Here is a 13,074-nt window from a genome sequence, read left to right as displayed (position 1 = left end):
TCCAGTGGAGAGGCGGTCGGGTCACACGTCCCGGCGGGGTATGACGATCAGGGTCAGCACCACCGCGACGAGCGGCCAAGCGGCGTACACCAGCCACGACTCGGTGATCGTCGCCGGGTAGAGGATGGGCGGCCCCAGGTTGACCGGGCTGATGTCGGTCAGCCGCTGCCAGGCGTTGAGCGGCAACGCGTGGTGCAGGGCGGCCTTCCACGGCTGGTTCGGTTCGATCATGGTCGGCAGGAGGAGCAGCAGCAGCGTCGCCGTGACGATGGTGGTCGCGGTGTGCCGGATGAGCGCGCCGAGACCCATGCCGACCAGGGCACACACCGCTGGGAGCAGAGCCGAGGCAGTAACCGCCTGAAGCGCGCCGGGGTAGCTGATGGACAGCCCGACGTCCCGGCTGGAGAGGATCGCCTGGGTCACCCCGAACGAGGTGGCGGAGACGACTGCCCCGTACGCGAGCATCACCGGTGTCACCACCAGGAACTTGGCCGCCAGTACCGCGCGACGGGCGGGCACCGCCGCGAAGGTGGTACGGATCAGCCCGCTGGAATACTCGCCGACAATCATGATCGCGCCGATGCTGGCGGTGGCGAGGACGAGCACCAACGCGGCGGGGTCGGTGAAGGCGTCCCGGATGGACCAGGTCGGGACGAAGTTGTCCCGGATCCCCTGCGAGTAGCGCTCCCAGTTGTTCATGTCGGAGATGGCCGAGTTCGCGTTCATCCCGACGACGATCAGCGCGGTGACCGCCAGTCCCCAGCAGGTGGACCGCAGCGACCACAGCTTGATCCATTCGGCCGCGATCAGGTCGCCGAACCGGACACGGGCTCCGGTGCCGGTTGCGGGCTTCGTCAGAGTGGTCATCGGCGGTCTCCGGCCAGGTATTCGACGCTGTCGGCGGTGAGTTCCATGAACGCCTTCTCCAGTGAGGCGGTGTGGGTGGTCAACTCCTGCACCATCACGCGGTGCTGGAAGGCGAGTTCACCGATCCGGGCGGCGGTCAGGTCGGTGACCGTGAGCGAGCCGTCGTCGCCCGGTCGTACCGTCGCGCCCTCGCTGGTCAGCAGGTCGGTCAGGCGGGGGCCGTCCGGGGTGCGTACGGTCACGCTCTGCTGGGTGCTGCGGGCGGCGAACTGCGCCAGGCTCTCGGCCGCGATCAACTCCCCCCGGCCGATGACGATCAGCTGGTCGGCGGTGGCCTCCATCTCGCTCATCAGGTGACTGGAGACGAAGACGGTCCGCCCCTCGGCGGCCAGCCGGCGGAACAGGCCCCGTACCCAGCGCACGCCCTCCGGGTCGAGACCGTTGATCGGCTCGTCGAAGATGAGCACCGGCGGGTCGCCGAGCAGCGCACCGGCGATGCCGAGCCGCTGTCGCATGCCGAGGGAGAACCCGCCGATCCGCCGCCGAGCGACCTCGGTCAGGCCAACCTCCGCCAGCACCTCGTCCACCCGGCGACGGCCGATGCCGTTGCTGCGGGCCAGCGCGGAGAGGTGCGCCTTCGCGGTACGACCACCGTGTACGTCGTGCGCGTCGAGTAGCGCGCCGACGTGCCGCAGGCCGCGCGGCCGGTCCCGGAACGGGTGTCCGTCGATGGTGGCGGTGCCGCTGGTGGGCTCGTTCAGGCCGAGGAGCATCCGCAGCGTCGTACTCTTGCCCGCGCCGTTCGGTCCGAGGAACCCGGTCACCTGCCCCGGTCGTACGGTGAACGTCAGCCCGTGCACGGCGTTGACCTTGCGATACCGCTTGGTCAGTTCGTTGACTTCGATCACCTGACCAACGCTTCCGGAGATCACCCCCGTACCGCAGCGGACCAGGGGTGACATCCGCGCAGCCGGCGGTAGCCCGGGGTCGTACACCCGTGGGCCAATGCCGTGCCGAGGCGCGACTCAATACGCTCAGCGCATGGACGTAACACCGCCGCTGACCAGGCCATCGAAGCGCCTGCGCGCGGATTCGCCGATGCGGGAGGCGATGCGGAAGACGGTACGGGGGACGCTGCGGTGGGGTGGAGGCATCGCCTTCCCGGTCGTCCTGTTCGTCGTGGTACTCGACGGGGCGAACAACCACTCCAGTTGGTCAGCTCTCCGTTACCTCTTGCCGGCTCTGGCGCTGGCGATGCCCTTCGGCCTGCTACGCCACCGACCGCTCCCGGCGCTGACGCTGATGTTGGCCGCTGCGGTGATCGTGCCGTTCACCGTGCACGCATGGGAGGTCGGATACCTGCGGGACATCCGATATCTGCAGTTTGCGGCGATCGATCTGACGGTCGGCTATCTCGCTGCCACCCGGTCCCGCCGGTTCTCGATCGCCGCCGCCGTCACCGCGTTCGCGGTGCAGGCTGTCATCGAGGCAGCCCAGCCTTTCGAGGCACAGCAATTGCCCGGGCCGATGGTCCAGGAGTCGGACCTCGCCGCACAGAGCCTGCTCTACGCCCTGGCCATGGCTACCGCCTGGATGCTCGGCAACTCGCTCCGCCAGCGTCGCGAACACGCTGCGGCGCTACGCGTACAGGCGACCAGTCAGGCCGTCACCGCCGAACGCCTGCGGATCGCCCGTGAGCTGCACGACATGGTCGCGCACAGCATCGGGATCATCGCCATCCAGGCGGGTGTGGGCAGCCGGGTCATCGAGACCCAACCGGCCGAGGCCCGCAACGCGTTGCGGGCCATCGAAACCACCAGCCGGGAAACCCTGGCCGGGCTGCGCCGGATGCTCGGCGCGCTACGTCAGGCCGACCCGGCCTCCGCAACCGAGCCGGTGCCGCTCGACCCGACACCGGGACTCGCCGACCTCGACCGACTGGCCGCCGCAGCAACGGACGCCGGCGTCCGAGTCGACGTACGGTGGCGGGGAGAACGACGACCGCTGCCCGCCGAGATCGACCTGTCGGCGTACCGCATCGTGCAGGAGGCGGTCACCAACGTCGTACGCCACGCGCACACCGGTGACTGCCAGGTGACCGTCGGCTACGGGGACGAGGAGCTGTCCGTCGAGATCGTCGACAATGGCCGGGGCAGTGCCATCGGCGGCAACGGGTACGGCATCGTCGGCATGCGGGAACGGGTCAGTCTGCTGCATGGCCAGTTCACCGCTGGTCCTCGGCCGTCGGGCGGCTTCCGTGTGGCGGCCCGGCTACCACTATCGACAGGAGCCTGATGACGATCCGTGTCGTCCTCACCGACGACCAGCCCCTGGTCCGCGCCGGTCTGCGCGTACTGCTCGCCGACACCCCCGACATTGAGGTCGTCGGGGAGGCCGCGACCGGAGCGGAAGCGGTCCGGCTGGCCACCGACGCCCGGCCCGACGTCATCGTGATGGACATCCGGATGCCGGGAATGGACGGCATCGAGGCCACCCGGATCATCACCGCGAGCGCGGCAACCCGCGTCCTCATCCTCACCACCTTCGACGACGACGAGTACGTCTATGCCGCGCTTCGCGCCGGGTCCAGTGGATTCCTGGTCAAGGACATGGCACTGGAGGAGATCATTGGCGCGATTCGGGTGGTGGCCGCCGGGGATGCGTTGATCGCGCCGAGCGTCACCCGCCGCCTGATCGAGGAGTTCGCCGGCCGCCCATCGCCGGCCCGCAATCCACGGGCGATCGAGGGCATCACGGACCGCGAACGCGAGGTGCTCACCCTCGTCGGCCGGGGTCTGTCCAACAGCGAGATCGCCGCCGAGCTGTACATCAGCGTGGCCACCGCCAAGGCGCATTTGGCCCGGCTCTTCACCAAGCTCGACGCCCGGGACCGGGTCCAGCTCGTCATCATCGCGTACGACAGCGGCCTGGTAGCACCGGGACGGTCATGAGCCGGCACGGCACCGATTCCGGGTAGGTCAGGCCGAGAATGCCATCCTGGCCTGCTCGGTCACGATCTGGGCGAGACGCTCGACCTCGACGAGGCAGTCGATGTGACCGCGACGGGGCAGCACCACCAGCCGCCCATCCCGACAGGCGTCCAGGAAAAGGTGTTCGTCAGCCCGGAAGTGGTCTCGTGCGCCGTTGACCAGGCAAACCCGCCCCGGGTACGCGGACAGTTCACTCAGCACGTCCAGCCGGGTCACCTCGTTGACGACCTGCGGCAACACCTCGCAGGAGAGCCCACCCGCCACCATGGCCTCGGCCAGCGGCTCGGGCAACGCCCGGCGGAACGCCCGTGCGCTGAGCCGGTTGGCGACCTCGGAATATCGGCCCGCCACCCAAGCGGCCTGGCGGAAAAGCGCCGCGAAGGTGCCGGTCGGCCGGGCGCTGCAGCCCATGGCGACCAGTCCCGCCACCCGCTCCGGGTGCCGGGCAGCGGTGGCGATCCCGACGTAGCCACCCAGGGACAGCCCCACGAGCAGCGCCCGCCCGCCGAGCTGGTCGATCGTGTCGGCCACCGCCTCGACCGCCGTCTCGATGGTGAACGGTTCACCGCGTCGCCGCCCGTGTCCGGGCAGGTCGGGGGCGGCTGACGGATGGTGCTGCCCGACCACTTGGCTCAGCGGCTGCCACATGGAGCCGCTGAGCCGGATGCCGTGCACGAACACCACGGGCAGCGTGTCGCCAGCCTCGACGTCCATCGGGTCCTCCCACCGACGCGCGGTCCAGATGGCTAGACCGTAGCGACGAGAGCCGCCAATTGCAACGCAACGTTGCGTTGCAATTGGCGACTCGAGCCCGCCGAGTGGGCCGATCAGGCCGCCACCACTCTCGCAGTCAGGTCAGCCCCAGGTGGTACCGGCCGGTTCCTTGATGGTCGTGTTGATGCAGTTGAAGAAGTTGATCGTGGCGACCGTGAGAATGAGGGCGGCGAGCTGCTTCTCGTCGTAGTGGTCGGCGACCTCGTTCCAGAGCTCGTCCGACACGGAGTCCGCGCTCCGGTCGGCGAGCCGGGTGACCGCCTCGGTCAGCGCCAGCGCGGCGCGTTCGGCGTCGGTGAAGAAGGGTGCCTCCCGCCACGCCGCCACGACGGCCAGTCGCTCTTCTGTCTCGCCAGCCTTCCTGGCGTTCAGTACGTGGGCGTGGACACAAGCACTGCAACCGTTGATCTGACTGGCCCGCAGCGCGACCAACTCCCGCGTCCGTTCCGACAATCCCCCCTGGCCGACCGCCTTGAGGAGGTGCTGAATGCCCTTCAACGCGTCGGGCAACACCATCGCTGGGTTCTTCATCCGTGCCTGCATGATCAGCCATCTCCAATGGTCGTCCGGCGGCCGGCTCGTCACACCGACCGGTTTTCGTTCGTCACTGCACTGACGGACCCCGACGAGGAGATGTGACCGATGAACGAACACGACTTTCTGGCGGACCGGTTCGAGGCGCACCGCAGTCACCTGAAAGCGGTCGCCTACCGGATGCTCGGTTCGCTCACCGAGGCGGACGACGCCGTTCAGGAAGCCTGGCTCCGACTCAGCCGCTCCGACACCGGCGAGGTGGAGAATCTGGCCGGCTGGCTGACCACAGTGGTTGGCCGGGTATGCCTGGACATGCTCCGCTCCCGCGTCTCGCGACGCGAGGATCCGATGGGCGAGCATCTGCCGGACCCGATCATCAGTCCGGCCAACGGTGTCGACCCCGAGCACGAGGCGTTGCTGGCCGACTCGGTCGGGCTGGCGCTGCTGGTCGTACTCGAAACACTCAACCCTGCCGAACGACTCGCGTTCGTGCTGCACGACATGTTCGCGGTGCCGTTCGAGGAGATCGCTCCGATCGTCGGGCGTACCCCGACTGCCGCCCGACAGATGGCCAGCCGTGCCCGTCGCCGGGTACAGGGCGCGGCACCTACCCCCGACCCGGACCTGACCCGCCAACGCGAAGTGGTCGATGCGTTCCTGGCTGCCGCGCACGGCGGCGGCTTCGACGCGCTGGTCGCCGTCCTCGACCCAGACGTGGTGCTGCGCGCCGACGCTGGCCTGTCCGGGGCCGGCCTGCGGGTGGTACGCGGGGCAGCAGCCGTGGCCGGGCAGGCGCTCACCTTCCGGCGGTTCAGCAATCCCCGTCCGACGCCGGCGCTGGTCAACGGTCTCGCCGGGCTGATCAACACCACCAACGGAGAGCCGGTGTCGGTCATGAGCTTCACGATCACGAACGGGAGGATCGCCGCGATCGACATCCTCGCCGACCCGGACCGGCTCCGCCAGCTCGACCTGGCCATCCTCGACGCCTGACCCATCAGTGGAGCGCGCACGGTAAACGACACTGGACATTAGTGTGCGACACACAGTATGGTGTCATCTGTGACCGCAGAAGAACTGATCCTCAGCCAGGCTCAAGAGCTGCGTCGCGGCACGGTCGTACTGGCCTGCCTCGCCCTGCTCGACGAGCCGCAGTACGGCTACGCGTTGCTGGAGACGCTCAACGACGCCGGGGTCACCGTCGACGGCAACACCCTCTACCCGCTGCTACGCCGACTGGAAAAACAGGGCCTGCTCACCAGCGAGTGGAACACCGACGAGTCTCGACCAAGGAAGTTCTACCGGGCCAGCCCCGAGGGCTCCCGGGTACGCGCCGGACTGGTGCGCGAATGGCAGGACCTCGTCGCCTCGATCTCACGACTGACCAAGGAGAACTGATGAGCACGAACACGCTGACCGAGCGGTACGTGCACGAGGTCGTACGGCGAATCCCGGCCGACCAACGCGACGACGTCGCCGAAGAGTTACGTACCACCATCGCCGACACCGTCGATGCGCGCAACCCGGCCGACCCGGCGGCAGCCGAGCGCGAGGTGCTCACCGAGATGGGCGACCCGATCCGGCTCGCCGCCCGCTACGCCGGCCGGCCACTCGCGCTGATCGGACCCGAGCTCTACCCGACGTACGTCCGACTGCTGAGGCTCCTGCTCTCCACCGTGCTGCCCGTGGTCACCGTCGTGGTCGTGGTGATCGACGTACTCGACAAGAACGACCTGGGCTCGATCATCGGCAGCGGCATCGGCGCGGTGCTCACCATCGGCGCGCAGATGATCGCCTGGCTCACCGTGGTGTTCGCCCTGATCGAACGGTCCCGCCAGCGCGACGAAGTAATCAAGGGCAGCACCACGGAATGGACGCCCGACCAGCTGCCGGAGATGCGTGAAGCAGCAGACAAGAGCGGTATCACCGCCTGCGCCACGGCGGTATGGGACCTGGTGTTGATCGGGCTGATCGTCTGGCAGTCCACCGCCAAGCCGTACCGGGCCGACAACGGTGAACGAATTCAGGTGCTCGACCCGGCGCTCTGGTCGGGTTGGATCTGGCCGATGCTCGCCGGCCTGGCTGCCCTGGTGGTGCTCAACCTGATCTGGTTCGCCACCCGCAACTGGACCATGACGCTGGCCGTCCCGCACGCCATCGCGCAGGCAGTCTTCGCGCTACCGCTGGCCTGGATCCTCCACCAGCAAAAGTTCTTCAACCCGGAGTTCCTGGCCAGCATCACCAAGGACTGGACCGTGCCGGACACCTTCTACACCGTTGCCGCACTGGGCGTGCTGGCCGTGGCCGGCAGCGAGATCGTGCAGCGCTTCCGCGAGACGCGGCGGTCCTGACCCTTCTCCCCCGACGGACCATCCGGTACTCCAGCGCCGCCCGGTTTAGGGCCGGCGCTGGAGTACTAGGGTGACCAGGTGGTCGACGGCACCGGACAACGCGAGCGGCAGCGCGGCGAAGGCCCACGCCGGCAGCGGGAGATCTTCGACGCCGCGCTCAGCCTGCTCGCCGAGAACGGCTACGAGCGACTGACCATCGAAGCGGTCGCGGAACACTCGACCGTCAACAAGACCACGATCTACCGGTGGTGGCCGTCCAAGGCGGCGCTGCTCGGCGCAGCCCTCGTCGGAACCCCGACGCTCCGGTTCGACGTACCCGACACCGGCAGTCTCCGTGGCGACCTGGAAGCCCTCGTCGAGGCGGTGTTAGCCCTGCTGACCAAGTCGCCCGCCGCCGACATCGCGGTCACGGCCCTCGCCGCCGCCGCACACAGCCCCGAACTCGCCGCCCACGCCCGAGCATTCTTCGCCGACCGGCTCGCCCGAGAGAACCCTGTCTTCGCACGCGCCGCCGCCCGAGGCGAACTCCCACCCGACACCGACCCGACCCTGCTGATGGACCTACTCGCCGGTGCCGTGTGGGTGAGGGTGGTCCTCCGTCAGACACCGGTCGGCGAAGACTTCGCCCGGCGTACCGTCAGCTTCGTCCTCGACGGCGTCCGACCCCGCTGACCAGACAAATCCGAGGGCACACGCTGAGCAACGTACGACCCCACCAAGGCATCCGGCTACATCGCTACCACTCTCGCCTGGTCCGGTGACCCCGCAGCGGAGCAATATGCCCGGACTGTGGTGGCGGAGATGGCCGCAGCCGGCGCGACCCGCCCGCGCCGCTACGCATCGGCCCGACTGGATCTCGGGCTTGCTCTGCTGGCAGCCAGCAAGCCCGACGAGGCCTGCGCTGTGACGACCGCCGCGATCACCTCAGGCCGGGTCGTGCCCTCCAACTGGTGGCGGGCTACCGAACTGTTGGCAGATGATGCCCTCCTCGACGGCGAGCCGAGCCAACTCGGGACGTCGACGTCGACCGGCCTTCTCCCGGGACGGCGTCCGACCCCGCTGACCGAGACGGTGGTAGCCGCAGGTGCTACGAAGCCGTACCGTGCGATCTACAAGGATCGTTCTCGATGTGAGGACGCCAGTGCTCGTACGGGAGGGCACCGTGCACAGCCAAGACGAGCCGATGACCCTGACCGTCGGTCAACGAATCAAGATGCATCGCGAGCGGGCTGGTAAGACTCGCGCAGTCCTGGGCGGTCTCGTCGGGCGCAGCGCAGAGTGGGTAAAGGCGATTGAGGCAGGCCGACTTCTGCCACCCCGACTGCCCATGCTGTTGCGCTTGGCCGAGGTACTCAAGATCAACGACTTGGCAGACCTCACCGGTGACCAGTCACTACCCGTGACGTCGGTGACCCGAGCTGGCCACCCAGACATGCCGGTGATCGCGGCAGCCATGCAGCGGACCACCGTACCGGCTGGTCAGCCGCTCTCGGCTGAGATGTTGCGCGCTCAGGTCGATCAGGCATGGGCACTGTGGCATCGATCGAGCACCGAGCGGACTGCTGTGGCAACCGTCCTGCCTGGCCTGCTCGACGCGTGCCGGGTCTCCGCCCGACGACTCGATGGCAACGATCGACGTCGCGCCCTCGTCGAACTGGCCCGCACCTACCACCTGGCACAGCTCTACACCGCACATCAGCCGCATCCGGAACTGGTGTGGCTGGCCGCAGATCGCGCCATGCACGCTGCACAGGAGGCAGACGATCCTGCGGCAATCGCGGTCGCCGCCTGGTACTACGCGCACGTCTATCGCTCGTCGGCACAGATCGACGCGGCAGAGCAAGTGCTTACCGACGCTACCGCCCTACTCGATCCGACCGTCGGTGGTGGGCAACTCGCCCGGTGGGGTCAACTACACCTCGGCTTGGCCCTCGGCCACGGTAAGGCCGGCCGTGACGGTGACGCCTGGCGGGCATGGGACATCGCTGACCGGACTGCCACCACCCTCGGCAGCAACTACGCACATCCGTGGTTGATGTTCGGTCCGACTGCGGTCGCTGCATACGCCGTAACTCTTGAGACTGATCTCTGTCGCTCAGGGGAGGCGACCAGACGCGCTGACAACACCGACTATTCGACGCTGCCCTCCCGCACCCGTCGTGCATCTGCTCTGATCGACGCGGCCCGCGCACACATGCTTCGTCGTGGCGAGGTTGCCGCTGTGCATCTACTTGGGAAAGCCCTGCGGGAAAGCAGCGACACGATCCGCCACCAGCCTTACGCCCGCAGCGCCGTGCTTGAGCTGTGTGGGCGACGCGGAACGATCGGCGAGGACGCCCGCGAACTGGCGTTAGCCATGGGCATCGACTGGTAGTCACACCAGGGGTACAAATCATCCCTACCGCCGCCCACGCCCCTGCGTAGCGTTTCGACCACAGGGCGCGGCGTACACGGTCTTCATCAGCCTCCGCTCCGGCCGCCGCCGCGCCCTGACCAAGCCGGGCGCGGCGTAGGTTCTCCCCCCATTCCCGCCGCCGCGCCCACCCAACCGGGGTGCGGCGGTCAGCGCGAGGGGACAACCCGACCGCCGCACCCCTTCCACAACGGAAGGTGTGCTCGATGGCCAAATGGTGGTTCAGCAAAAACGACAACGAGAAGACGCCTGACGACCCGCCGGCGACTCCACCGACCCCCTGGCTACCCACCCCCACGGAAGACACCAGCCAGGAACCACCCGAACCACCCGGCCCCGTCCGACACTGCCCCGACCTGCGATGACTCGCCGCAGAACCGACTACCAGGGCCGACACCGCCGCGACGACCCCCACCGCCCCGTACCCGTCACCGGCCCGCCCTCACGACCGGCGTGGAACGCTCCCACCGCACCCGTCGGTCACATCCACCCACACCCGCAGCAGCAACCAGCACGCAACACCCGGAGACAACCGATGGCCAGACCCGACCTACCCCACATCCCGCCTGGCACCCTGCTCACCCTCAACAGCGAGGAGTGGTACCACCCCGACGAAGCCACCTTCGACGTCGACCGCAACGTCGCACTCATCGTCGCCAAAGTCCACACCGACAGCGCCACCGACATATCCGTCTGGATCACCGGACACACCCCCGAATGCACCTGGCCCACCAGCGAATACCACCCACCCTGCATCGAACTCCGCGTACTCTGCCAAGCCCTCCGCCACCACGCCACCAACCTGACCCCACCCCGTCACTGGAACACCAGGTACGTCAACCAAAGCGAATGACGTACCTGGTGTTCCAATGACGCTCGGCGCTCAGCCGTCGGCGGACGGCCGTCAGCGGTCCGGGGTGGGCGTGACGATGCCCTCCTCGATGGCGAGCCGGGTCAACTCGGGACGTCGACGTCGACCCGTCTTCTCCCGGATCCGGTCAAGATGCGAGCGGACCGTACGGACACTGATCGCCAGCGTGTCGGCGATGTCCTGGTCTCGTTCGCCGGCGGCCAGCAGCGACAGCACCTGACGTTCCCGGTCGGACAACGGCACCCGGTAGACGGACGGGCGGTTCCGGGCCGAGTCGAGCAGGATCGAGGCGAGCGTCGGGGAGACGTACGTGTTGCCGGCGGCGATCTCGCGGACGGCGCGCAGGATCTCGTCGGCGTCAGCGTCCTTGGTCAGGTAGCCCCGGGCCCCGGCGGCGATCGCGCCCAACACGTCGGCCTGGTCGCCGTGCGCCGAGACCACCAGCACCCGGTGTCCCATGCCGGCGACCGTGACCACCGCCGCCGCGTCGTGCACCCCGGGCAGCTTCAGGTCGAGAATCACCACGCCACCGGTGGGTACCCGGTAGGCGGCGAACTCCTCCACCGAGCGCGCCGTCACGTCGACCCGTACGTCCGGCGCGTCGCTCAGGGCCCGGGCCAGGGCGGCCCGGTAGAGCGGGTGGTCCTCGACCACGGAAACCTCGATCGGCGTCGACACTGCGCTCACCGTTCCGCCTCCATCGTCGACACTCCGGTCATTCTCCCGCCTTCATCGCCGGCACCACCGGGGCGGTGCGTTGCGCGCTGGCCTGGTCCAGCACCGGGCCGGTCGGGAACAACGCCAGGACCGAGGCCGGCACCGGGGTCGGTCGTACCGAGCCGTAGCCGAGCGCCTTCAACGCCTCGCCGGTCGGCACCGGATGACGTACCCCCTGGTCGGTGAGGAGATATACGGTGCCGAGGCCGGCCTGCGGGGCGGGCTGGTCCCGGAGCACGACCGCCTGACCGGCCGGTACGTACACCGCGTCGGCCTGGGTGCCGCCGCCGGCCGCCACCGGTTGCGTCCCGGCCGGTACGCCGATCGAACCGGCCAGCCGGATCGTCGCCCTATCCCCGTCGAGGGTGGCGCACACGGCGATCCGCTCACCGGACACCACGACCGGTGGGGCGAGCCGGGGTGGATGGCCGGCCGACCCGCTACCCGGGGCCGCGCCCGAGCCACCAGAAGCGCCCGACGCGTCCGAGGCACCCGACACACCTGAAGCACCTGAAGCGCCTGAAACCGAGCCTAGTTCGGTCATGTCCACGGGCGACACCTGCACCTCACGGGCCGGGCCCCCGGCGTACGCCGCACGGTTGGCCGGGTTGCCGAGCACCAACGCCGCCTCGGTCTGACTGATCGAGACGATGCCGTCGGCGCGTACCAGGTAGTAGCGGGTTTCCGCGCCAACGGTCGTGGCAGCCAGCACCTGACCGACCCGGGTGGTCCGGTCACCCACCCTCGGGCCGGCGTCCCCCACCTCGGGCACGGTGATCAAGCGCAGGTCCGGACCGGCCGGTACGGCGCTGAGCCAAGCCGCGCTGACCGGTAGCGGTCGGGTCGAGTCGTAACCGAGGGCCATGGCCGCCCCCTGGTCGGCGATCCGGTGCCGCCGGCCGGCCACCGCCACGTACCGGACACCCCCCGAATCGGCCACGACCACGGCCATAGCCGGATCGACCTGGGTACCCACCGGGGCCACCCCGACCAGGGCGGTGGTCACCGGCGGGCTGCCCACCGGCCGCCCCTGGGCCGGTTGGACACAGACAGTGAACGGGCCGGTCGTCAACAGGTCCTTCGCCGGCAGGGAGGCCGGTGCACCCGGGATGCCCAGCGGGACACCGCGCGGGGCCTTTGCCATGGACTTGCGCGACACCTGCTTGGTCGCCGTACCGTCGCCACCTGCGAGTAGCCGGGCCGAGGTGTAGTTGAGCATCGGGTGCAGCAGGCCGTCGGCCCCCATCACGTACGCGGCACCGGTCTCCTTCTCGATCACCACCTGGCCGGGTTTGCGCCAGTCGGTGTTCGCGCCGGGGCGGAGCAACCCGTACACGCCGAAGCCGGCGGTCACCAGCAGCGCGGCGGCGGCCCCCAGCGCGCAGCCGATCACCAACCGCCGGCTCGGCGACACCGGATGGTTGGCGTCGCCCACCTGTACGGCCGAGACGAGTCGGCGACGCAGGAACTGGTACGCCTGCAACTGGTCGCGCTGCGTCCACATCAGTTCGTCTCCTGACTGGTGCGACACCGCTCCGGTGCACTAGAACTACGGGT

The 13,074-nt window shown here is 68.9% G+C and carries 14 protein-coding genes and 1 pseudogene; 9 read left to right on the top strand and 6 right to left on the bottom strand.

Translation table 11 applies throughout. The features are described 5' to 3' along the window. Positions 1 to 21: 21 nt before the first annotated feature. Both ACWDV4_RS04140 and ACWDV4_RS04135 read right to left on the bottom strand, forming a co-directional pair. Positions 22 to 867, bottom strand: coding sequence for an ABC transporter permease (locus tag ACWDV4_RS04140; protein WP_449974737.1), 846 nt, complete (start codon positions 865 to 867; stop codon positions 22 to 24). Then, on the bottom strand, positions 864 to 1,775 hold the full coding sequence (locus ACWDV4_RS04135; protein WP_449974735.1) for an ABC transporter ATP-binding protein: 912 nt from the start codon (positions 1,773 to 1,775) through the stop codon (positions 864 to 866). Before ACWDV4_RS04135 ends, ACWDV4_RS04140 begins: the two co-directional genes overlap by 4 nt. Positions 1,776 to 1,908: 133 nt before the next feature. On the opposite strand from ACWDV4_RS04135, the gene ACWDV4_RS04130 reads away from it, so the two are divergent. Together ACWDV4_RS04130 and ACWDV4_RS04125 are read left to right on the top strand one after the other, a co-directional pair. After that, positions 1,909 to 3,162: a sensor histidine kinase gene (locus ACWDV4_RS04130; protein WP_449974734.1), complete on the top strand. Its 1,254-nt coding sequence runs from the start codon at positions 1,909 to 1,911 to the stop codon at positions 3,160 to 3,162. Then, complete coding sequence (locus ACWDV4_RS04125; RefSeq protein ID WP_449974732.1) at positions 3,162 to 3,818, top strand: response regulator; 657 nt, start codon at positions 3,162 to 3,164, stop codon at positions 3,816 to 3,818. The genes ACWDV4_RS04130 and ACWDV4_RS04125 overlap by 1 nt, the downstream gene beginning before the upstream one ends. 27 nt (positions 3,819 to 3,845) lie before the next feature. Here the strand turns inward: ACWDV4_RS04125 and ACWDV4_RS04120 are convergent, their stop codons facing one another. Both ACWDV4_RS04120 and ACWDV4_RS04115 read right to left on the bottom strand, forming a co-directional pair. Then, a complete protein-coding gene (locus tag ACWDV4_RS04120) occupies positions 3,846 to 4,571 on the bottom strand; it encodes an alpha/beta fold hydrolase (protein ID WP_449974730.1) in 726 nt (241 codons plus the stop codon). Positions 4,572 to 4,712: 141 nt separating this feature from the next. Continuing rightward, positions 4,713 to 5,174 (bottom strand): carboxymuconolactone decarboxylase family protein, encoded by a 462-nt coding sequence (locus ACWDV4_RS04115; RefSeq protein ID WP_449974729.1) that lies wholly within the window; start codon positions 5,172 to 5,174, stop codon positions 4,713 to 4,715. A gap of 99 nt (positions 5,175 to 5,273) precedes the next feature. Here ACWDV4_RS04115 and sigJ point away from each other — a divergent pair, with 99 nt between their 5' ends. The 7 genes and pseudogenes from sigJ to ACWDV4_RS04080 all read left to right on the top strand — a co-directional run bounded on the left by sigJ (position 5,274) and on the right by ACWDV4_RS04080 (position 10,782). After that, a complete protein-coding gene (sigJ, locus tag ACWDV4_RS04110) occupies positions 5,274 to 6,158 on the top strand; it encodes an RNA polymerase sigma factor SigJ (protein ID WP_449974727.1) in 885 nt (294 codons plus the stop codon). Between the two features lie 69 nt (positions 6,159 to 6,227). Further along, positions 6,228 to 6,563 carry a PadR family transcriptional regulator gene (locus ACWDV4_RS04105; RefSeq protein ID WP_449974726.1) on the top strand — a complete coding sequence of 112 codons (336 nt, stop codon included), beginning with the start codon at positions 6,228 to 6,230 and terminating at the stop codon, positions 6,561 to 6,563. After that, the gene (locus ACWDV4_RS04100; protein ID WP_449974725.1) at positions 6,563 to 7,516 is read left to right on the top strand and encodes an HAAS signaling domain-containing protein; all 954 of its coding nucleotides are present in this window, start codon (positions 6,563 to 6,565) and stop codon (positions 7,514 to 7,516) included. The genes ACWDV4_RS04105 and ACWDV4_RS04100 overlap by 1 nt, the downstream gene beginning before the upstream one ends. Positions 7,517 to 7,594: 78 nt before the next feature. Then, on the top strand, positions 7,595 to 8,188 hold the full coding sequence (locus tag ACWDV4_RS04095; protein WP_449974724.1) for a TetR/AcrR family transcriptional regulator: 594 nt from the start codon (positions 7,595 to 7,597) through the stop codon (positions 8,186 to 8,188). A gap of 33 nt (positions 8,189 to 8,221) precedes the next feature. Then, positions 8,222 to 8,488: pseudogene (locus tag ACWDV4_RS04090) on the top strand (transcriptional regulator); the annotation flags it as partial. 211 nt (positions 8,489 to 8,699) lie between these two features. Next, positions 8,700 to 9,890 (top strand): helix-turn-helix domain-containing protein, encoded by a 1,191-nt coding sequence (locus tag ACWDV4_RS04085; protein WP_449975135.1) that lies wholly within the window; start codon positions 8,700 to 8,702, stop codon positions 9,888 to 9,890. Positions 9,891 to 10,464: 574 nt separating this feature from the next. Next, positions 10,465 to 10,782: a hypothetical protein gene (locus tag ACWDV4_RS04080; RefSeq protein ID WP_449974722.1), complete on the top strand. Its 318-nt coding sequence runs from the start codon at positions 10,465 to 10,467 to the stop codon at positions 10,780 to 10,782. 51 nt (positions 10,783 to 10,833) lie between these two features. On the opposite strand, the gene ACWDV4_RS04075 is transcribed toward ACWDV4_RS04080, so the two are convergent. Then, a complete protein-coding gene (locus ACWDV4_RS04075; RefSeq protein WP_449974721.1) occupies positions 10,834 to 11,487 on the bottom strand; it encodes a response regulator in 654 nt (217 codons plus the stop codon). A 28-nt stretch (positions 11,488 to 11,515) separates the two neighbouring features. Continuing rightward, complete coding sequence (eccB, locus tag ACWDV4_RS04070) at positions 11,516 to 13,021, bottom strand: type VII secretion protein EccB (protein WP_449974720.1); 1,506 nt, start codon at positions 13,019 to 13,021, stop codon at positions 11,516 to 11,518. Positions 13,022 to 13,074: the final 53 nt, after the last annotated feature.

The organism is Micromonospora sp. NPDC003197 (assembly GCF_053590565.1).
This window is presented reverse-complemented; position numbering and strand designations above follow the sequence as displayed.